Source organism: Brucella tritici (assembly GCF_008932295.1).
GTDB classification, from domain to species: Bacteria; Pseudomonadota; Alphaproteobacteria; order Rhizobiales; family Rhizobiaceae; genus Brucella; species Brucella tritici.
In genome coordinates this window covers 235955-256873 of sequence record NZ_WBWA01000002.1, presented here as the reverse complement: position 1 = coordinate 256873, position 20919 = coordinate 235955, and the positions used below count along the sequence as shown (strand labels likewise).

The window sequence follows — 20919 nt, the reverse complement described above, 5'->3', positions numbered from 1 at the left end:
CTCAGCCGATCCGCACCACCGGCTCGCCGCGCACGCTGCCATAATCGGCGAGCACGGTTTCACCAGCAATTGCCGTCTGGCCAATAGCAACACGAACAGTCGCATCGGCTGGAAGATAAACATCGACGCGCGATCCGAAACGGATCAGTCCAAACCGCTCGCCCACAGACAGATCATCATCCTCGTTGGACCAGCAGACGATACGACGGGCAACCAGACCAGCAATCTGAACAACCCCGATCTTGCCGTGTGGGCTTTCAATCAGAACGCTGTTGCGTTCGTTTTCCGTGCTGGCCTTGTCGAGTTCTGCATTGAGGAACTTGCCCGGACGATGCACGACCTTTTCAATCTTGCCACGCACCGGAGAGCGGTTGATATGAACCGAGAACACGTTCATGAAAACCGAAACCCGCATGAGCGGTTCGGCGCCCAGATCCAGCTCGGCCGGCGGCACAGCCGGGCCGACGAAGGAAACCTTGCCGTCAGCAGGGCTGATGACCAGATCGTCGTCCATTGGCGTTACACGCTCTGGATCGCGATAGAAATAGATGCACCAGACGGTCAGCACCATCCCGATCCAGAACAGCGGGTTCCACAGCCAGCCCAGAATGAGCGAAACCACGAAAAAGCCCGCGATAAACGGATAGCCTTCCCGATGGATCGGCACGAAAGTATTGCGGATGGTGTCAGTAAGGCTCATCGCTCTTCCTTTGAGTTTGGCCGTTATTTACCTCATCCTGTTCAGAATCGAAATCCATTTCGCAAATTATTCACGGCTGTTAGGGCACGTGATCGTGCCCTAATATAACGAGCCGCCGATAAAATGGCTATTCCGCTGCCGGAACGCCACGGGCAACGACACCCAATTCGTCGCTTTCCCGGACCTGACGCAGACGCTCTTCAGCCTCATCAGCCTCGCGCTGGCGAGCCCACATGGACGCGTAAAGCCCCTTATGCTTGAGAAGCATGCGGTGGGTGCCGCGCTCGGCAATCAGACCGTCCTTGAGGACAATGATCTCGTCCGCACCGATCACGGTCGAAAGACGGTGCGCGATTACTAGCGTGGTGCGGCCACGGCTGACGATGTCGAGCGCGGACTGGATTTCCTGCTCCGTTGCCGTATCAAGCGCGGAGGTCGCCTCATCGAGTATCAGGATCGGCGGCGCTTTGAGGATCGTGCGGGCAATCGCAACACGCTGCTTCTCACCGCCCGAAAGCTTGAGGCCGCGTTCGCCGACCATGGCCTGATAGCCTTCCGGCAGATGCTTGATGAAGCCGGAAATCTGCGCCAGTTCTGCCGCCTTTTCCACCTCTTCAGCCGTGGCATCAGGACGGCCATAGCGAATGTTGTAAGCGATCGTATCGTTGAACAGTACAGTGTCCTGCGGCACCATGCCGATAACCTTGCGCAGGCTTTCCTGCGTAACGTCGCGGACATCCTGCCCGTCGATGGAAACTGAACCCGACTGGACATCATAGAAGCGGAACAGGAGGCGCGAGATCGTGGATTTACCCGCGCCCGACGGTCCGACTATCGCGACTGTCTTTCCTGCCGGAACTTCAAAACTGATGCCCTTGAGGATCGGGCGGTTTGCATCATAGGCGAAATGCACATCATCGAAACGGATCGCACCGTGATCGATTTTCAATGCTGGTGCATTGGGCTTATCGACAACTTCCTGCTTCACATCGAGGAGATCGAACATCTGCTCGATATCGGTCAAACCCTGACGGATTTCGCGATAGATGAAACCGATGAAATTGAGAGGAATAGAAAGCTGCATCAGCATAGCATTGATGAAAACGAAATCGCCGATAGATTGCGTTCCGGCCCGGACTTCAAGCGCTGACATGACCATGACCACCGCCATGCCAACGCCAAAGATGACGGCCTGACCGAAGTTCAGCCAGCCAAGCGACGTCCAGGTCTGGGTCGCTGCCTTTTCATAGCGCGCCATCGAAGCATCGAAGCGCTTTGCTTCCATGTTCTCGTTGCCGAAATATTTGACCGTTTCGAAGTTGAGCAGCGAGTCGATTGCCTTGGTGTTGGCATCGGTATCGGAGTCGTTCATTTCGCGGCGGATATTGATACGCCAGTCGCTCGCCCTGATCGTAAACCAGGTGTAGAGCCAGACCGTCGCAGCGACCACGAGCAGATAGGAAATGCCGTAGGCGACGGCGAAAATCACCGCCGTCAGTGCAAATTCAAGAATGGTGGGCAACGTGTTGAGGATAGTGAAACGGACAATCGTTTCGATGCCCTTGGTGCCGCGTTCGATGACCCGCGAAAGCCCGCCCGTACGCCGTTCAAGATGGAACCTGAGCGAAAGCTGGTGCATGTGCACGAAGGTTCTGTAGGCGAGTTGACGCACGGCATATTGGCCGACGCTCGCAAACAAGGCATCACGAAGCTGATTGAGACCAGCCTGCAAAATCTTGGCGCCATTATAAGCCAGTACAAGCATCACCGCGCCGACCAGAAACAGCGGGATATAGTCCGGCGGGTTCAATTGACCGGTCAAGGCATTCGTCACCCATTTGAAGAAATAGGGCACGAGGATGAGCACGATCTTGGAAATCACCAGATAGAAGGTGGCCCAGACGACGCGCATACGCAGGTCGGGCCTGTCGGACGGCCACATATAGGGCCAGAGATTTCGCAGTGTCTTGAAGGTCTCGCCGGAGTCGGCGGAAACCGTTTTGGGGGAACTCATGGTGCGTTCTTTCGAGTCGGTGGGCTCAAGCGATTTCGTGCGAGATGAAACTCCGTCATCGCTTTTTCTGTTTGTATCGATGCTTCTCTTCCGAAAGCCATTTCGGGCTTTTCGGGATTCTCCATCTTTTGTCTTTACGCGCATCTTGTTCCGAAAACTGGTTCCCACTTTTCGGGATGCGCTCTAGCCGCAGCATCTGCTCTTGAAGGAAGCAAAATGCGTGCGGACAGCGTTTAGTTGCTGCCAGTTGACGCTGTAACGCGAAGACTGACGCTCAGGCCGATAATCGATTAGACCGGCCTGCACGAGGACCTTTAGGTGTTGGGAAACCGTCGATTGGGCAAGGTCGAGCTTGCCGACAATATCCTTACAGCAGCAGGCGTCCTCCATCATCAACTGGCGGATAATTCGAATGCGGACAGGATGGCCCAGCGCAGCGCAAATGCGCGCTGCCGCTTCATCGTCAATACCGAGCTGCGCCAGATCGGCGACAGCTTCGGTCGAGCTTTTATCCAGAACTATCTTCATCGTATATCGTCGATATACGATTATGCTCCGGAATACAAGATTTGGAGACGTTCATTCCAGAAAAGACCGCCAAAACGGAAACACACTATCGTGACTGGCGCATATTACTGAAACGCGCTTCCCTATGTTGAGAGCGGCGTTTCAGCGTCGACAACTCCCCGTCAGTTAGCGCTATCTTCCAACTGGCGCTTGACCTCGCCCTCACCCAAGGGCTCCTTCGGCATGTTGAATACCTGGCCCGGCCAGATGAGATCGGGATTCCGGATCTGGTCGCGATTGGCGAGATAGATCGTCGTATATCGCGTACCCTTGCCATAAGCGCGCTTGGATATCGTCCAGAGATTATCTCCGCGCCGAATGATGACGGAGCCATCGACTTTCTGCAGCGGGGCTGCCGACGAAGCGGCTTCACCGCCATTCGCGCCCGATGGAGCGGCCGTCTGGCCGTCCGTATCGGAAGCAACAGCCGAGATATTCTCGCCAGCTTCGCGACGGAACGGGACGCGGGCTGTCGCCAGAACCTGATTGGCATTATCGAGCAGATCAGCGCGAATGATATAGTCGCCGACGCTGAGAGGCTGCTTGCTCTGCACGAGGAAACGGCCATCAGGCGAAATGAGGCTTGCACCAAGCAACGTATCATTGGCGTGGACGATCACACGATTGCCGCCCTTGGCTTTACCCGCAACAAAAACCGACTGGCCTTCAATCTCCACCGCTTCGATTGCAATCGGCAAGTCCTGCGCAGGTTTGGCTTCCGGCTTGTCGGCCTTGGCTGTCACTTCGGGGGCAGCATCCGTATTTTCCTGTGGTGCAGGAGCTGTCTCCGGCTTGGTGATCAGGCGGCTCGCCTGCCCCGGCTCCTCAACCAGTGCCAGCACCTGCCCCGACTTGGTTTCAGGCACCGACACGATGGCGGTCTGCGCGGAGGTGGCTACATTGTTGTCCGCTCCAGTAGCACGCAAGACGAGCTGATGATCACCCGCCTTCAAAGGTTCATCCAGAACAATGGCGAAATCGCCATTGGGTCCCGCCTTGGCTTTACCCACGACGGTTGCACCCGCGACAACCTCGACATCGGCATTGGGGAGCGCCTTACCCGCGATCACGACCGAACCGTCAGGCTCAACGCGAAGAAGATCGAAAACCGGCGTCTTGCTGGCCTGCTCTGCGGGAGCGGCATCTGCCTGCTTGGCAGGCTCTTCGGATTGCGCGCCTTGCGGCGTCGCATCGTTTGCTGAAACGTCACCTACAGGTTTGGTAGCCTCAGGCGCTTTCGTCTCGGATGGCGTTGCTTGTGGCTGCGCTGGCGCATTGCTCGACGCCGGGGTCGACACTGGCGCAGTTGCATTGGGTTGCGGCGCCTCAACGCGGGATCGCGTTGCATTCCAATAAAGGCCGAGCCCGGCGACAATTGCGACGAGCCCGATACCGAGCAATCCTAAACTGTTCTTTTGCATTTCGCTTCGAAACCCACGCCAGAGACTTTAATGACGGGTTTATAGCTTTTGGCTTCCCCCCACAAGAAATCTGCACTGAAACAGCAAAAGGTACGAGGCTTTTTATTAGCAGGATTACTGTTCTACACAGTTTGTCGGCTTTGATTGGTCGGGATCGTCCATAAGGTTATAGAGATCGGCCGTCTCGCCCTTGGTCCACCAGATATAGACACCACCAGCATATTTGGCTCCAGACCCTGAGATAACGTTGGACGCGACGACGGTTTCGTCTTCGAGCTCCAGTTCAGCAAGCGAAATATCACCGGCATTGTAATAGGTTACCGAGACATCTTTCTCACCGCATTTGTACAGAACAGCGTTGGTCGTTACTTCGGTATCATCGGGCAGTTTGATGTTGATTTCGCCAGCCGATGCAGATGATGCGGCAAAGGTGAGCCCGAGAAACACAACCCAGTTCTTCATATCCAATCCACTTCTCAATCTGGAGTACATAACGATTGAGATATAACAATCGCTGTGAATGTCCACCCGGAACCTGATCTATACGTCCCGCTGGCAGCAATCTTCACTGCAAAATGAAATCGCAGGCGCTTGACGCTGAAAGGTCAAAAGCGCACAAGAAAATCATGTCTGAGATTCGATCCATCTGCGTTTATTGCGGCTCGTCTACGGGCCTGAATCCCATCTATCGTGAAGCCGGCGTTACGCTTGGCCGGTCCATTGCCGAACACGGTTTGCGCCTCGTCTATGGCGGCGGCACACGCGGCATCATGGGCGCGGTTGCGCAAGGCGTGATGGAAGCTGGCGGCGAAGTCACCGGCATTATCCCGACCTTCCTGCTCGACAAGGAAGCGAGCCTCGAAAAGGCTGAACAACTCACCGAACTTATCGTCGTTGGCGACATGCATGAGCGCAAGCACCTCATGTTCCAGAAGTCGGATGCGTTCGTCACCCTTCCTGGTGGCATTGGCACTGTTGAGGAAATCGTGGAAATGATGACCTGGGCGCAGCTCGGCAAGCATCGCAAGCCGATGGTGTTCGCTAACATCAACAATTTCTGGCAGCCGATGCTCTCGCTTCTGGAGCATATGACGGCAGAAGGTTTCCTGCACACCGCACACCAGGTAAAGCCGCTCGTCATCGACAAGGCGGAGGACATCGTTCCTGCCATTATCGCCGCCAATGGTAAGGCGCACGAAGGCGACCAGAAGATCATCGAAAAGATGTAATCGCGGGTCCGCCCAAAATAAATGACCTAATGATAGGGGCGGAGCGATCCGCCCTTAATTTTATCCGGGAGGGATTGATGAAGACTATCGGGCTGATAGGCGGGATGAGCTGGGAAAGCTCGCAGGAATATTACCGCATCATCAATCAGGAAATCCGCACACGGCGCGGCGGCACGCATTCGGCCAAAAGCCTGATGTGGTCGATGGATTTTGGTGAAATCGAGCAGCTTCAGCATGAAGGCAAATGGGACGAGCTGACCGGGCTCATGATCGAGGCCGCGCAGAACCTTGAAAAGGGCGGCGCGGATTTTATCCTGATCTGCACCAACACCATGCATAAAATGGCCGATGACGTCGAAAACGCCACGTCGATCCCGCTTGTGCATATTGCCGACCCGACGGCAGAAAAGATCAAGGCCGCAGGCTTGTCCAAAGTCGGGTTGTTAGGCACCGCCTTCACGATGGAGCAGGATTTCTACAAAGGCCGCCTTGTGGCCAAACACGGACTAGAGGTTCTGACGCCCGACGATGCCGACCGCAAAACCGTGCATGACATCATCTATCAGGAGCTGGTGGTAGGCGAAGTGCGCAAGGCGTCACGCGAAAAATACCGCGCTGTCATTAATCGTCTGGTTGAGCGCGGGGCCGAAGCCATCATTCTCGGCTGCACCGAAATCATGTTGCTCATCAGCCAGCAGGATAGTCCGGTGCCAGTATTCGATACGACGCAGCTACATGCAGAAGCGGCGGTGGATGCCGCTCTTTCCCCAACTCCTTGAGAAAGCCGCTCCATACCACCTCACAGAAACGGCCTATTCTTCCTGAATTTCAACGCCATTCGCTTGCTTCCTGCGAAGGGCTATGGCAAATATTTTAAATATTCAACCATATGGTTGACTGTTTTCGAGAATGTAGTATATTCAACCTTACGGGTGAATAATGAACGATGATGCTCTGTCACATATTCTCAAGGCTGTAGGGGACGTTACCCGACGGCGCATCTTGACGCTGCTCGTTCAGGAGGGTGCGTCAAGAGTGACTGCACTCGCCGCTCATTTCGACATGTCGCTCAACTCTGTCTCCAAACACATCAAGGTGCTGGAGGAGGCAGGGCTGGTCACCCGCAAGACTTTAGGACGCGAGCATTTCATTGCCGCCGAGCTGGAGCCCGTGCGGGAAGTGGAAGCATGGTTCGCGGAACTGAAGTCTGTCTGGGAACTGCGCCTAACGGCGCTGGAGGATGTACTCGTTTCGAAGGAACAGGAAAATGAGTGAGCTTGAACTGACAGTCAATCGCAGAATCGCCGCTCCACGGGAGAAGGTTTTCAACGCATGGCTCTCGCCAATGACGCTGGCGAAATTCATGCGCGCATCAAGCGACAGCACCGGGCCGTCCGATGTCAGCACGGATGCGGTAAAAGGCGGTCGCTTTTCCATCGTCATGCATATGGTCGACCGCGACGTGCCGCATTCGGGCACTTATCTCGAAATCGATCCGCATTCGCGCTTGGCATTTACGTGGAATTCGCCTCATTCGCTGGACGACAGCGTGGTGACGATAGACCTGAAGGAAGTGGACCCGAATACCACCGATATTACGCTGAAACAGGTCAAATTCCGCAGCCCTGAAGCGCGAGACGGCCACATCAGGGGCTGGACCACTATTCTGACGAATTTCGACGGGCTGGCAAACTGACATTGCCGATAGAAATAAAAAAGCCGGGCGATTGAGCCCGGCTTTTATCCAACTTTATCTCTTCACCAGCGTCGCCACGGCTTCGACATGTGGCGACCAGAGGAACTGGTCAATCGGCGTGACACGTGTAACGCGATAGCCGCCCTTTACTAGAATGGCCAAGTCGCGAGCAAGCGTCACCGGATTGCACGAGACCGCAACAACCTTCTCCACCTTGGACTTTGCCAGTTCAAGCGCCTGTTCTTCCGCACCTGCACGCGGAGGATCGAAAACCGCGGCGTTATAGGGCAGTAATTCTTTCGGCATTAGCGGACGGCGGAACAGGTCGCGACGTTCAACTGAAACAGGTTTCAATCCCTGCACATGGCGCACGCCACGATCAAGAGCTGCAAGGGCCAGCGCGTCATTTTCAACGGCATGAACCGCGCTCTTTTCTGCAATCCGCAGCGCAAATGTGCCGACACCGCAGAACAGGTCCGCGACACGCTTGGCCTTGCCGACATGATCCAGCACGAGCTGCACCATCGCTTCTTCAGCATCGGCAGTTGCCTGCAAGAAACAGCCAGGCGGAACCGGAACCGGCACCTTGCCGAAATGAATGAGCGGCTTCTTCGGCTCGACAATGATTTCGCCTTCATGTGAAAGGCGCGCAAAGCCCTTCTTCATAACAAGCGCCGTCAGTGCGCGCCGTTGCTCATCGCTCAGCTTGCCGCAACCGCTTGCCGCGAGATCGAGGCCGGACTCCGTCTGTGTTGCTGCCAGCTTGAACGGTTTGGAACCGGGTGCAATCAAAGCTCCGACTTCACGCAGATCATCAAGCCGCGCAATGATTTCCGGAACGGTTACCGCACATTCGACGATATCGATGATTTCATGGCTGAGGTGACGGTTGAAGCCGAGCAACACGCCCTTCTCCGTCTTACGCGCCGCAAAAACAGCGCGGCGGCGTGTTCGCGGCTGGCAAGCAACCAGAGGCGCAACCTCCGCCTCAATCCCCCTGCCCTTCAGCGCGGCGACAACCAGCTCGCGCTTCCACAAACGATAGGGCTCATCCTGCCAATGCTGCAGCGCGCAGCCGCCGCAATCCTCGAAATGCTGGCAGGCAGGCGCCTGACGCTCAGGCGATGTTTCGAGAAGCGCCATAACCGACGCGCGGTTCTTGTCGCGCGCAACATTGGCCACTTCGCCCGGCAGCGTGAAAGGCACATAAATCTGGCCATCGGGAAGGTTAGCGACGCCATCGCCGCCCGCACCAATCGAGCGGATTGTTATTTGCCCCATTGTCTGCGTTGTCATCGATCTTTCTTTCCTGCCAGGAGATATTCACGATTGCCATCGCCGCCTTCGATGGGCGACGGACAAAGACCGAGCGCGCGCCAGCCAGCTTGCGTCTCCAGCCATGATCTCAGTTCTTCTGCTATGCGTTCGCCATCTTTCGGGTCGCGCAAAATGCCGCCCTTGCCGATAGCCTCGCGGCCCGCTTCAAATTGCGGTTTTACGAGAAGCGCGCAGATAGCACCTTTTTGCGCAAAGGCCAATGCCGGAGGCAAGGCGAGTTTCAGCGAAATGAAACTCACATCCGAAACCACGCAATCGATTTCGCGTCCATCCATATGGGTAAGTTCCAAAGCGCGGGCGTTGAGCCCTTCCTTGTTGGTGACGCGAGGATCGGCGCGCAGGGTCTCGTGCAACTGGTCGTGGCCGACATCAATGGCAAGAACATGGTTCGCGCCCCGCTCCAGCAGAACTTGCGTGAAGCCGCCTGTCGAGGCACCGATGTCGAGCGCCGTTTGCCCTTTCACATCAAGGTCAAAATGGTCGAGCGCCGCGATAAGCTTCAAGGCAGCGCGGGAGACATAAGAGCTTGCCGGATCATCCACGGCGATCTTTGCAGTGCGCAGAACCGTCTGGCCCGGCTTGGTGACAGGCTTGCCGTCAACCTTGACCGTGCCGCGCTGGATCGCATCACGCGCCCGCGAGCGCGTTGCAAACAGCCCATGCTCTACCAGCAGCTGATCGAGCCGCAGGTTCTTGTCGCTCGTTTCCCCGCCCATCGGTCAGGCGCTGAATGGCGCTGCAACCGCCTCGCGGCCAAGAGCTGCAAACACCGCATGCACGATGCCTGCCCGGTCAAGACCGGCCTCGGCATACATAGCGTCCGGCTTGCCGTGGTCCTGATAGCTATCCGGCAATGTCAAAGCCCGCACCTTGAGGCCACGATCAAGAAGGCCATCGGTGGCAAGAAATTGCAGAACATGGGAAGCAAAGCCGCCAACAGCGCCTTCTTCCACCATCACCAGTACTTCATGTTCGCGTGCCAGACGACGGATCAGATCCTGATCGAGCGGCTTGGCAAAACGCGCATCGGCAACCGTGGTCGAAAGACCGGCAGCACCCAGCTCATCAGCGGCGGCAAGACATTCCTGCAAGCGCGTCCCGAAGGACAGGAGCGCGACCTTTGTACCCTCACGCACGATGCGTCCCTTGCCGATTTCAAGCAATTGCCCGCGTTCCGGCAGGTCAACACCGACACCGTCGCCACGCGGATAGCGGAAAGAAATCGGACCTTCGTTATACTCGGCAGCCGTGCGCACCATATGGCGTAGCTCAGCCTCATCTGAGGCAGCCATCACCACGAAACCAGGGAGAGCTGCAAGAAAGCCGGTATCGAAGGAGCCTGCATGGGTTGGACCATCGGCGCCAACCAGTCCGGCACGGTCGATTGGGAAACGCACAGGCAGATTCTGGATCGACACGTCATGCACGACCTGATCGTAGCCACGCTGCAGGAAAGTGGAATAAATCGCGCAGAACGGCTTATAGCCCTCGCTTGCCAGCCCAGCAGCGAAGGTTACCGCATGTTGCTCGGCAATGCCGACATCGAATGTGCGCTGCGGAAACACTTCGCCAAAAAGATCAAGTCCCGTGCCCGATGGCATGGCGGCGGTGATCGCCACTATTCTGTCGTCGTGACGGGCTTCCTCGATCAGGCTCGTGCCGAAAATCTTGGTGTAGCTCGGTGCGTTTGCAGGCGGCTTCGACTGCTTGCCCGTAATGACGTCGAATTTGTTGACGCCGTGATATTTATCGGCCGCAGCTTCTGCAGGCGCATAACCCTTGCCCTTCTGCGTCACCACATGAATGAGCACCGGGCCTTCCTGCGTATCGCGTACGTTTTTCAGGATCGGCAGCAGATGATCCAGATTATGGCCGTCGATAGGACCGACATAGTAGAAGCCCAGCTCCTCGAACAGGGTGCCGCCGGTGAAGAAGGCACGCGCATATTCTTCCGATTTGCGGGCCTTGTCCTGCAGGAATTTCGGCAGTTTCTTGGCGACCTGCTTTGCGGCCTCTCGGACGCTGCGATAGGTCTTGCCGGAGACGAGACGCGCCAGATAGGCGCTCATGGCACCAGTCGGCGGCGCAATCGACATGTCATTGTCGTTCAGGATGACGACAAGGCGAGCATCAAGCGCCCCGGCATTGTTCATCGCCTCATAAGCCATGCCTGCCGACATAGAACCATCGCCGATGACTGCAATCACATTACGTTTTTCGCCCGAAAGGTCAGACGCGACCGCCATGCCTAAGCCCGCCGAAATCGACGTCGACGAATGCGCGGCTCCGAAAGGATCATATTCACTTTCGCTGCGCTTGGTGAAACCCGAAAGGCCGCCGGTCTGGCGCAATGTACGGATACGGTCACGACGTCCGGTCAATATCTTGTGTGGATAGGCCTGATGGCCAACGTCCCAGATGATACGATCATGCGGTGTGTCGAAGACATGGTGCAATGCCACTGTCAGCTCCACCACACCCAGTCCCGCTCCCAGATGCCCGCCAGTGGTCGAAACCACGTCGATCAACTCCGCTCGCAACTCCTGCGCAAGCTGAGGCAGATCGGATTCCGGCAATGCGCGCAGGGCTTCCGGGATCGGTGCCTTGTCAAGCAATGGGGTCAAAGGTCGGGACATTAAAACAACCTGTTTCTGGTTCGATATTGTTGTCGGTATAGCAGCAACGCGACAGGATCAAGCAGGGCGGGACATCGTGTCCTACGGCCCAACCCAATTCACCTCATTCAGGCAAAGGTATGAAATCCTGCTCGTCACCGGGCACGATATCGAAGCGGCCACTGCGCCATTCTTCCTTGGCCTGTTCTATCCTTTCCCGCGAAGAGGAAACGAAGTTCCACCATACATAGCGCTTCGAACCAAGAGTTGCACCGCCAAAAAGCATAATATGCGCGCCTTCCGGTCCGGCCTTCACGACAATATCGTCGCCGGGACGAAACGCCAGCAAGCGGTCCGGCGGAAACACTTCGCCGCCAATGCCGACATTGCCCTGCAATGTATAGATAGCGCGCTCTTCGGCCACGGGCGGGATCGGAAAGCGTCCATTCGGCTCTATGCGAATGTCCGCATAAAGCGTATCGGCGTGCTGGATCACGGGAGACTTCACACCAAGCATGGAACCCATGATCAGCCGACCGGAGAAATCACGGTCCTCCATCACCGGCAGATCCGGCGCATTGGTGTGAAAAAACTCAGGGCTGATTTCTTCCAGCGCATCGGGGAGTGCGAGCCAGGTCTGGATACCGGAAATTGATAATGGTCCGTTGCGTTCCTCTTCCGGAGACCGCTCGGAATGCACAATGCCGCGGCCTGCGGTCATCAGATTCACGTCACCGGGACGGATAACCATTTCAGTGCCAAGGCTGTCTCTGTGGCGGATATGTCCGTCAAACAGATAGGTCACGGTCGAAAGTCCGATATGCGGGTGCGGACGTACGTCCAGCGCATCTCCATCCCGCAGCACAGCTGGTCCCATGCGATCGAAAAAGATAAACGGCCCAACCAGACGGCGGCGCACCGTCGGCAAGGCTCGCCGCACTTCCAGTCCGCCAATATCGCTTGTGCGTGGGATGACCAGCGTTTCGATGCTGTCTACCGAAGTCTTGTCACCAAGAACCGGATCAGGACACGGAAAGAAACTCATGAAACGCAACTCCAGCAGTTGATCTATGGTGCTTATGTAGGCGGCGATCTCACTTTATCGAATGTGCCCTCAAAACAAAACCGCACCGACGAGCGGTGCGGTTTGATCATGATGCAAATTTGGTCAGCGTCCCTGCAACAGCTTCGAGAGCGAGCTGGCGTCTGGCACCTGACCGTTAGTCGTCAGCTTGTCTACGAGACCGGGCAGAACCTGCGATAGCTGATCCAGCAATTCCTGCTGGTCGATACCGGCATGCTGAGCAATTTCGCTCAAGGTTTTCTGGCCGATTGCGTCGCCAAGCTGGCCCGGCTCGATTGAGTGATTGGTTCCCTGGCCGACCCAGGAATCAACCTTGTCGCCAAGGCCCGCCTGTTTCAGCTGATCGAGGAGGCCGCCAAGACCACCGCCCAGTGAACCTGGAGCCGACGGAGCTGCAGAGGCACTTCCGGCAGCCGCGCCGCCGAGCAGACCACCAAGCCCACCAAGGATACCGCCGAGCAGGCCGCCACCCGCTTGCGACTGATCCGGCACTGGCACGGGCTGCGCCTGAGTGGCCGCCGTATCATCGCTATTGCCCTTCAGCATCTTGCCGATCAGCAGGGCGCCGAGCGCAATCAGAACCGGTTTCGCGAGGCTTCCGCCGGGAATGGGCGAATTGCCTGAGTTGTCGTCATAACTTCCCATCACACGATACTCCCTGTTATCCGATGCCAACTGTGCATTCGGTAAGTTAAAGTTAAATGGGTTTCCCAATTTGACAAGCATTATACCTTGCAAATTTTGTAGCAGTGTGAAAATTTCCTAAGTGCGTGATGCAAAAGTGTATTTACGCATCGGGAGATATTAGATGTCTGTTATAAGCTGGATAATACTAGGCTTGATTGCCGGCTTCATCGGCAGCAAGATCGTCAATAAAAGTGGCCAGGGCCTTTTTCTGGATATTGCTCTCGGCATTGTCGGCGCCATCATCGGCGGCGTCATCTTCACCTTCTTCGGCGCACAGGGCGTCACCGGCCTCAACATATACAGCCTGATCGTTTCCATCATCGGTGCCATCGTGGTGCTGTGGGTATACCACGCAATTTCCGGCAAACGCTCTATCGGCTGAAACTGAATCATGTAATTCAGGCTCCGGCTCGTCCGGAGCCTTTTTAGTTCTGTCGCCTGAAAGACCCGCCAATCAATGAGCTTTCTGGAACCATATATTGCCGCTTATGGCGCGCTGGCGCTTTTCGTGATCGTATATTTTGAATCTTTCGGCGCACCCTTGCCCGGTGAAAGCGCCCTGATCGCAAGTTCGCTGCTTGCCTTGCATGGAACGCTCAACATCGAAGCGGTGCTGATTGCCGTATTCATCGGCGCCGTTCTCGGCGATTGCACTGGCTACCTGATCGGCCGTTTCGGTGGCCGTCGCCTGATCCTGCGATATGGGCATCTCGTTAAGCTGACACCGGAACGGTTGGAGCAATTCGAGAAGCTTTTCGATAGCAAGGGAATCTACGTCGTGGCGACTGCGCGTTTTGTCGTGTTGCTGCGCCAGTTGAACGGTATCGTCGCGGGTTCCATGAAAATGAACCCGCTGCATTTTCTGGCAGCCAACATCGTCGGCGCTACGGGGTGGACGCTGGCCTGGGGCCTTGGCCCCTATATGCTGAGCGGGATTCTCGCGCCTTATGTCGCCCAGCTCAGAACCCTGTTCTGAGCAGAATTATTAGACCAGTCTATTCCGGATCAAGCGGTTCGGTTCCAACCGGCTGGCCATCGCGGCCAATGCGAATCTTCTCCACCTTGTCCTCGGCAGACTTCAGAAGCGTATCGCAATGCTTCTTGAGGGCTTCGCCACGTTCATAGATGCGAATGGACTCTTCCAGCGGTACGTCGCCCCGCTCCAGATCGTCGACGATCTTCTCAAGCTGCTTCAATGCATCCTCGAAGCTCATTACTGCAATGTCGGCGTTGGACGGTTCGGTTACCATGATTCATCCTTTCAACAGCCGCGTAATATGCGTAGACGCGGACTGCGACAAGCCCTCTAGATCATATCCACCTTCAAGCACACTCACTAGCCGGTGATCGCAGAACCTTTCTGCCCGCTCCATGAGTTTGCCTGTCGCCCAGTCAAAATCCGCTTCGTCAAGATTGAGCTCGGCCAGCGGATCGCGAAAATGAGCATCGAAGCCCGCCGAAATAAGGATCAAATCTGGCCGGAAATTGTCCAAAGCGGGCAATACACGACTATTAAATGCCTCACGGAACTCGCGACTTCCCGTATCAGGGGAAAGCGGTGCATTGAAGATGTTGCCGACGCCGGTTTCATCCTTCGCACCCGTGCCGGGATACAAGGGAAACTGATGCGTCGAACAGAACAGGACGCTTGGGTCGTCCTTGAAAATATCCTGCGTTCCGTTGCCGTGATGGACATCCCAATCAACGATAGCGACACGCTCCGCGCCGTGACGCTGCTGCGCATGACGGGCAGCAATCGCAATATTGTTGAAAAGGCAGAAACCCATCGCGGTGGAACGCTCGGCATGATGTCCAGGCGGGCGGGCTGCAACGAAGACGTTGTTTGCAGCACCGGAAAAGACATCATCAACCGCCGCCGTTGCTGCACCAATTGCCGTCAGCGCCGCATCCAGACTTTTCGGGCTGACATAGGTGTCGCCGTCGAGCTTCACCACAGGCGCTGGCGCTTCCTCGTCCGAAGCTGGCTCCGGTATTCCGGCGCGTATGGCTTCCAGATGTTTTTCAGGATGCGCAAGCAGTACCGACGCCTCATCGCCGCGCGGGGCCTCTATCCGGTCGAGCCGATAGAAATCCGGCCCCTCCAGTTCGCTCATCAACGCCCGAATACGATCCGGGCGCTCGGGATGGCCGGGCGGCGTCAGATGTTCGAGATAGATCGGATGCCAGTAAAGCCGTGTCGTCATAGTTTCACTATAGCATCTCGCCAGCACATGACCATGTTGGCCATGCGCCAGCTCTGTCTGAAGGAGGTCAGATGATTTCCGTGCGTGCGATGTGGATGCCGAAGCCTTCAAGGCCGACATAGTGACGCTCACGCGATGCCAAAAGCACAATCGACGTAATGCCGAGATCCTTCAATATCTGCGCGCCGAGACCGATCTGACGCCACTCCTCCTCGCGGGCAACCGCTTCGGCATGGCTTTCATGCTCGCTCTGGATTGCATCGCGAGCGCGGGTGTCGTGGTGATCGGAACGCACGCCAACTGAACCTTCGCGCAGATACACCAGTACGCCGCGGCCTTCCTTGCCCATCTTTTCCATGATGGCATCGAGATTGCTGCCGCCTTTGCCAAAGACATCGTTCAGCACATCTTCGCGATGCAGGCGGACCGGCACTTCCTCGCCGTCACGAATATCGCCGAATACGACGGCTACGTGCTGCATGGGTTCCCACGGCAGTTCGTAGGTGTAGGCATGGGCCGCACCTGCACAGGTCTTGACCGGCGCATCACCAACGCGCTTGACCAGCGTTTCCTTGCGCTGGCGATAAGCGATGAGGTCGGCGACCGTAACCCGATGCAGCGTGTGCTTTTCAGCAAAAGCCTTCACGTCCGGACCACGCATGACGGAACCGTCATCATTGACCAGTTCGCAGATAACGCCGATGGGCGGCAGGTTTGCGAGCTTGCAGAGGTCGACAGCGGCTTCCGTATGGCCGGAGCGCATCAAGACGCCGCCTTCGCGGGCAACCAGCGGGAAAATATGGCCGGGACGCACGAAATCCGAAGCACCGGCATTCGGGTTCGCCAGATTGCGCACGGTCAGCGTGCGGTCTTCTGCCGAAATGCCTGTCGTCGTGCCATGGCGGTAATCGACCGTCACGGTGAACGCAGTCGTGTGAGCGGATTCGTTTTCGGCAACCATCGGCGCGAGGTTGAGGCGCTTGGCTTCGTCGCGGGTCATCGGAGTGCAGACGATACCGGACGTGTGGCGAACGATGAAGGCCATCTTTTCCGGCGTGCAATGCACGGCGGCAACAATCAGGTCGCCTTCGTTCTCGCGCCCGTCATCATCCATGACCACAACGATTTCGCCGCGTTCGAAAGCGCGAAGCGCATCCACGACCTGCTTCTGGTTATAGCTCATTTCGACCTCTATGTGTCAGGCAACCAACGGGCCCTATCGTCGGTCAGATATGGCCAATATGGCCGAATTCAATCAGACGAGGCCAATTTGGCCCCAAGTTAGTCAGACGCGGCCAGTTTGGCCCCAAATTGTTCAGACGCGGCCAGTTTGGCCGCGGTGGCGCAGATAATGATCGGCAATCGCGCAAGCCACCATCGCCTCGCCAATCGGCACGGCGCGAATACCCACACATGGATCGTGACGACCCTTGGTCATCACATCCACTTCCTTGCCGTCCTTGTCGATGGAGCGGCGCGGGGTCAGGATAGACGAGGTCGGCTTGACCGCAAAGCGCGCCACAACCGGCGCACCGGTCGCAATGCCACCGAGAATGCCGCCTGCATGATTGGACAGGAACAGCGGCTTGCCGTCATTGCCCATGCGCATTTCGTCGGCATTTTCTTCACCGGTAAGACGGGCAGCCTCGAAACCGTTACCAATTTCCACGCCCTTCACGGCGTTGATCGACATCAGCAGGCTTGCAATATCCTGATCGAGCTTGCCGTAGATCGGCGCTCCGATACCAGCAGGCACGCCCTCGGCAACGATCTCGATGACCGCGCCAACCGACGATCCGCTCTTGCGAATGCTATCAAGATAATCCGCGAACAGCTCGACCGAACCCGCATCCGGCGAAAAGAAAGGATTGTTGTCCACTTCCGACCAGTTCCAGCGGCGGCGGTCGATACCGTGTACACCCATGGCAACCAGCGCGCCCTTGACTTCCAGCCCCGGCACGATCTTGCGTGCAATGGCACCCGCGGCAACACGGGCCGCCGTTTCGCGCGCCGACGAACGCCCGCCGCCACGATAGTCGCGAATGCCGTATTTGACGTCATAAGTGTAATCGGCGTGGCCCGGACGATACTGGCGGGCAATCTCGCCATAATCCTTCGAGCGCTGATCGGTGTTCTCGATCATCATCGAGATCGGTGTGCCGGTCGTTGTCATGGTCACGCCGTCGTCACCCAGAAGAACACCGGAAAGCACACGCACCTGATCGGGTTCGCGGCGCTGCGTCGTATATTTGGACTGGCCGGGCTTGCGCTTGTCGAGATAGGCCTGAATTTCGGCTTCCGTGAACGTGATGCCGGGCGGGCAGCCGTCAACAACGCAACCGAGCGCCAGACCGTGGCTTTCGCCCCAGGTGGTTACGCGGAACAGATGACCGAAACTATTGTGAGACATGCGCGACGCCTGAATAAATTGTCCTTGTCCGGAGCAGGTCAAGGAGAGAGCAGCTACTTTACGGCCCGGTTTTATTGAGCTTTTTGACGCCGGTCAAATCAAGCTCCCCCGTGACGTAAAATTTCCTTCTGAAGATCGATATCCGGCATTTTTTTTGACACATTCCGCACGCTACACTGTGGGATATCCGGCGCGACGCGCTAAAAATCGCAATCACGACAATCGTGTCGAATCGGTCAGGCGACAACCCAACCCGAGGCACAACCAAAGGAACGGAAAGTCATGCATTATCTGGTCGGATTAATTCTCATCGTGGCGTCGCTCTTCTCGACGGTGGCGATGGCAGACGATGCCGAAGGCAAGATCACCGGCATCAACAAGGACAGCGAAACCATAACGCTGGATGACGGCCAGACATACAAGCTGCCCGGCGAGTTCGATTACAGCGCGATCAACAAGGGCATGAAGGTCCTTATCATCTACGATATGGTCGACAGCACGCGCTTCATCACCGACATTCAGGAAGCTCCGTAAGCCCGAAACCGTCCCCTATAGAAAAATGAGCGGCTCATAAGCCGCTCTTTTTATTTGGGCTGGAACCAGCCGCTTCTGACAACACGCGCCCATTCGGCACGACCGTTGTTCTCCGCCATCTGGACCATCCGTGCCGTATCGTAGGGAACATTGCGCAGGGTTATCTGCCAGCCAGACCCGGTCTGCCCGATGACGGCATAGGACGCATTGGGATTGCCAGTCTGGACAATATGTGGAACCGGGTGATCGTCGTCGTAACCGGGACAACCCACGCTTCCCGGATTGACCAGCATTCGCCCGTCCCCAAGACGAACAACCCGCGGCGTATGCGTATGGCCGCAAAGGATGAGAGACGCCGCTATATTTTCGGCCTCCGCCTCGATCTCGTCCCGGGACCGCAGAACAACATCGCCATTCGCGGTAACTTTCTCCATCCAGTAGGTGGTATCGCTCGATGGGGTTCCGTGGCAGATGAATATGCGTCCATCAGCCAGAGAGCGCGATGCAGGCATTGCGCGCAGCCATTCGATTTGCCGGTCATCGAGCTGTTCGCGTGCGACCCGATCCGAGGGGCCCATCTCCGCGAGCGACTTTTCCACAAGTCAGCGATCATGATTGCCGCGAATGCAGATCATTTCTCGCGCCATCAGCATATCTGCTGTCTCACGCGCGGCTAAGGGACCGCTCAGATGATCGCCGAGATGATGGTCGTCTCGATTTGCAAAGCATCTATATCGGCCAGCACCGCAGCCAGCGCATCGCTGTTACCGTGAATATCCGATATGACCGCGAAACGTTCGAAGGGCATGTAACGCCTCCATCGCTGGCAAAACTCTGTTCGCGGTCACTATAGACTGATTTGCGGGATCAAACCCATTCCAGCTTGCCGTTTGCAAACTTCAGAATCTTATCCTGCGGGATGGAAAGATTGGCAGCGGCATGGCCGTCCATATCGCCATAAAGGTAAAACAGCGTGCGGATACAGCCACCATGCGTCACGCAGACGGTGGGCCATTCCACAGCTTCCACCCAGCGCCCGATGCGGCGCGAAAGGCCCATATAGCTTTCGGCGGTTGTGCCGGGCGGCACGAAATTCCACTTGTCGCGGGCGCGCGCTTCCAGAAGGTCTTCGCGCTCCCTGGCAATGTCTTCCATCATGAAGCCCTGCCAGTCGCCGAAATTGACTTCCATCAATTGCGGATCGGTGCGGTATTCGTAAGGATCAAGGCCCATGCGCAAACGAATGCGTTCCATCGTCTCGCGCGTGCGTCGCAGGGGGCTTGCAACGAAATCAAAGCCTGCACCGTCACCGATCAGCGATTTCAGCATATCGCCGTTGCGATCGGCCTGGCTACGCCCATTATCGTTGATATCGATATCGAGCTGTCCCTGAATACGCTGCGAAACATTCCAGTCTGTCTCGCCATGACGCGAAAAGTAGATAATCTCCCGAGCCACAGCCCTACCTCTATCTGCCGTCAATGAATAATCTGGATAATTTCCCCGCAGTGGGAAAGACAAAGAAAAATCCCGAAAAGCCGGTCAACTTTTCGGGATTTCGTATTCGCTGCTTCAGTCTTTCACGACCGAAATATCCGGAGCGTCAACCGCTTTCATGCCGATGACATGATAGCCGCTATCCGCGTGATGGACTTCGCCCGTCACCGAACGGGACAGGTCGGAAAGGAAATAAAGGCCGACATCGCCCACTTCCTCGATGGTAACGGTACGACGCAACGGCGCGTTGTACTCGTTCCACTTGAGGATATAGCGGAAGTCGCCGATGCCCGAAGCGGCCAGCGTCTTGATCGGACCAGCCGAAATCGCGTTGACGCGAATGTTCTGCGGCCCGAGATCAACGGCCAGATACTTCACGCTTGCTTCGAGAGCAGCCTTGGCAACACCCATGACGTTATAGTTCGGCATGACCTTTTCGGCGCCGTAATAGGTCAGCGTCAGGATCGAGCCACCATCAGCCATCAGCTTTTCCGCACGACGCGAAATCGCGGTCAGCGAATAGACCGAAATCAGCATCGTGTTGGTGAAATTGGCTTCCGACGTATCGACATAACGGCCGGTCAGCTCATCCTTGTCGGAAAAGCCGATGGCGTGCACGACGAAGTCGAGCTTGCCCCACTTTTTTTCAAGCGTCTCAAAAACAGCATCGATGCTGGCGGCGTCCGCCACATCGCAATGTCCGGCAACGAACGCGCCAAGCTCTTCAGCCAGCGGCTCGACACGCTTCTTCAATGCATCGCCCTGATAGGTGAATGCGAGCTCTGCGCCTGCATCGCGAGCGGCCTTGGCAATACCCCATGCGATGGAGCGGTTGTTGGCGACGCCCAGAATCAATCCACGCTTGCCCTGCAACAAACCTGACTGTGCGGTCATTAGGGGTCCTCATTGAAAACAATTAACTT

23 protein-coding genes and 1 pseudogene are annotated in these 20919 nt (G+C 56.6%); 7 read left to right on the top strand and 17 right to left on the bottom strand.

Translation table 11 applies throughout. The features are described 5' to 3' along the window. Position 1: 1 nt before the first annotated feature. The 5 genes from F9K91_RS03435 to F9K91_RS03415 all read right to left on the bottom strand — a co-directional run bounded on the left by F9K91_RS03435 (position 2) and on the right by F9K91_RS03415 (position 5164). The gene (locus F9K91_RS03435) at positions 2-700 is read right to left on the bottom strand and encodes a phosphatidylserine decarboxylase (RefSeq protein ID WP_061345131.1); all 699 of its coding nucleotides are present in this window, start codon (positions 698-700) and stop codon (positions 2-4) included. Between the two features lie 127 nt (positions 701-827). Further along, on the bottom strand, positions 828-2714 hold the full coding sequence (locus F9K91_RS03430; protein WP_151677174.1) for an ABCB family ABC transporter ATP-binding protein/permease: 1887 nt from the start codon (positions 2712-2714) through the stop codon (positions 828-830). A gap of 183 nt (positions 2715-2897) precedes the next feature. After that, complete coding sequence (locus F9K91_RS03425; protein WP_109986155.1) at positions 2898-3242, bottom strand: ArsR/SmtB family transcription factor; 345 nt, start codon at positions 3240-3242, stop codon at positions 2898-2900. 161 nt (positions 3243-3403) lie between these two features. Further along, the gene (locus F9K91_RS03420) at positions 3404-4702 is read right to left on the bottom strand and encodes an Ig-like domain-containing protein (protein ID WP_151651670.1); all 1299 of its coding nucleotides are present in this window, start codon (positions 4700-4702) and stop codon (positions 3404-3406) included. 114 nt (positions 4703-4816) lie between these two features. After that, positions 4817-5164 carry an MliC family protein gene (locus tag F9K91_RS03415; protein ID WP_061345127.1) on the bottom strand — a complete coding sequence of 116 codons (348 nt, stop codon included), beginning with the start codon at positions 5162-5164 and terminating at the stop codon, positions 4817-4819. A 164-nt stretch (positions 5165-5328) separates the two neighbouring features. On the opposite strand from F9K91_RS03415, the gene F9K91_RS03410 reads away from it, so the two are divergent. From F9K91_RS03410 to F9K91_RS03395, 4 genes are all read left to right on the top strand, one after another. After that, complete coding sequence (locus F9K91_RS03410; protein ID WP_061345248.1) at positions 5329-5931, top strand: LOG family protein; 603 nt, start codon at positions 5329-5331, stop codon at positions 5929-5931. 77 nt (positions 5932-6008) lie between these two features. Beyond that, positions 6009-6710, top strand: a complete 702-nt coding sequence (locus F9K91_RS03405; RefSeq protein ID WP_151651671.1) for an aspartate/glutamate racemase family protein — start codon at positions 6009-6011, stop codon at positions 6708-6710. A 160-nt stretch (positions 6711-6870) separates the two neighbouring features. Further along, positions 6871-7206 carry an ArsR/SmtB family transcription factor gene (locus tag F9K91_RS03400; protein WP_061345125.1) on the top strand — a complete coding sequence of 112 codons (336 nt, stop codon included), beginning with the start codon at positions 6871-6873 and terminating at the stop codon, positions 7204-7206. Further along, positions 7199-7627: an SRPBCC family protein gene (locus tag F9K91_RS03395; protein ID WP_151554244.1), complete on the top strand. Its 429-nt coding sequence runs from the start codon at positions 7199-7201 to the stop codon at positions 7625-7627. The genes F9K91_RS03400 and F9K91_RS03395 overlap by 8 nt, the downstream gene beginning before the upstream one ends. Before the next feature lie 54 nt (positions 7628-7681). On the opposite strand, the gene F9K91_RS03390 is transcribed toward F9K91_RS03395, so the two are convergent. From F9K91_RS03390 to F9K91_RS03370, 5 genes are all read right to left on the bottom strand, one after another. Then, entirely contained in the window at positions 7682-8923 is a 1242-nt protein-coding gene (locus F9K91_RS03390) for a class I SAM-dependent RNA methyltransferase (protein ID WP_151677172.1), read from the bottom strand. After that, positions 8920-9681, bottom strand: a complete 762-nt coding sequence (locus F9K91_RS03385) for a TlyA family RNA methyltransferase (protein WP_151651673.1) — start codon at positions 9679-9681, stop codon at positions 8920-8922. Before F9K91_RS03385 ends, F9K91_RS03390 begins: the two co-directional genes overlap by 4 nt. 3 nt (positions 9682-9684) lie before the next feature. Continuing rightward, entirely contained in the window at positions 9685-11601 is a 1917-nt protein-coding gene (gene dxs, locus F9K91_RS03380; RefSeq protein ID WP_151554247.1) for a 1-deoxy-D-xylulose-5-phosphate synthase, read from the bottom strand. Positions 11602-11704: 103 nt separating this feature from the next. Next, positions 11705-12625 carry a pirin family protein gene (locus F9K91_RS03375; RefSeq protein WP_151651675.1) on the bottom strand — a complete coding sequence of 307 codons (921 nt, stop codon included), beginning with the start codon at positions 12623-12625 and terminating at the stop codon, positions 11705-11707. Between the two features lie 123 nt (positions 12626-12748). Then, complete coding sequence (locus F9K91_RS03370; protein ID WP_151651676.1) at positions 12749-13309, bottom strand: YidB family protein; 561 nt, start codon at positions 13307-13309, stop codon at positions 12749-12751. 163 nt (positions 13310-13472) lie between these two features. On the opposite strand from F9K91_RS03370, the gene F9K91_RS03365 reads away from it, so the two are divergent. Further along, positions 13473-13733, top strand: coding sequence for a GlsB/YeaQ/YmgE family stress response membrane protein (locus F9K91_RS03365; protein ID WP_061345118.1), 261 nt, complete (start codon positions 13473-13475; stop codon positions 13731-13733). A gap of 75 nt (positions 13734-13808) precedes the next feature. Continuing rightward, a complete protein-coding gene (locus F9K91_RS03360) occupies positions 13809-14327 on the top strand; it encodes a DedA family protein (RefSeq protein WP_151651677.1) in 519 nt (172 codons plus the stop codon). A 19-nt stretch (positions 14328-14346) separates the two neighbouring features. Here the strand turns inward: F9K91_RS03360 and F9K91_RS03355 are convergent, their stop codons facing one another. From F9K91_RS03355 to aroC, 4 genes are all read right to left on the bottom strand, one after another. Continuing rightward, positions 14347-14601, bottom strand: coding sequence for an exodeoxyribonuclease VII small subunit (locus tag F9K91_RS03355; RefSeq protein WP_002963588.1), 255 nt, complete (start codon positions 14599-14601; stop codon positions 14347-14349). A gap of 3 nt (positions 14602-14604) precedes the next feature. Further along, positions 14605-15555, bottom strand: coding sequence for a histone deacetylase family protein (locus F9K91_RS03350; protein WP_151651678.1), 951 nt, complete (start codon positions 15553-15555; stop codon positions 14605-14607). A gap of 67 nt (positions 15556-15622) precedes the next feature. Beyond that, positions 15623-16738: a 3,4-dihydroxy-2-butanone-4-phosphate synthase gene (ribB, locus tag F9K91_RS03345; protein WP_012090813.1), complete on the bottom strand. Its 1116-nt coding sequence runs from the start codon at positions 16736-16738 to the stop codon at positions 15623-15625. Between the two features lie 132 nt (positions 16739-16870). Further along, on the bottom strand, positions 16871-17965 hold the full coding sequence (aroC, locus tag F9K91_RS03340) for a chorismate synthase (RefSeq protein WP_151677170.1): 1095 nt from the start codon (positions 17963-17965) through the stop codon (positions 16871-16873). A 282-nt stretch (positions 17966-18247) separates the two neighbouring features. On the opposite strand from aroC, the gene F9K91_RS03335 reads away from it, so the two are divergent. After that, the gene (locus tag F9K91_RS03335) at positions 18248-18499 is read left to right on the top strand and encodes a DUF1344 domain-containing protein (protein WP_010658359.1); all 252 of its coding nucleotides are present in this window, start codon (positions 18248-18250) and stop codon (positions 18497-18499) included. Between the two features lie 50 nt (positions 18500-18549). Here the strand turns inward: F9K91_RS03335 and F9K91_RS03330 are convergent. The 3 genes and pseudogenes from F9K91_RS03330 to fabI all read right to left on the bottom strand — a co-directional run bounded on the left by F9K91_RS03330 (position 18550) and on the right by fabI (position 20890). Further along, positions 18550-19307: pseudogene (locus F9K91_RS03330) on the bottom strand (metallophosphoesterase family protein). A 59-nt stretch (positions 19308-19366) separates the two neighbouring features. Next, positions 19367-19957 carry a histidine phosphatase family protein gene (locus F9K91_RS03325; RefSeq protein WP_151554253.1) on the bottom strand — a complete coding sequence of 197 codons (591 nt, stop codon included), beginning with the start codon at positions 19955-19957 and terminating at the stop codon, positions 19367-19369. Between the two features lie 114 nt (positions 19958-20071). Then, positions 20072-20890, bottom strand: coding sequence for an enoyl-ACP reductase FabI (fabI, locus tag F9K91_RS03320; protein ID WP_006466187.1), 819 nt, complete (start codon positions 20888-20890; stop codon positions 20072-20074). Positions 20891-20919: the final 29 nt, after the last annotated feature.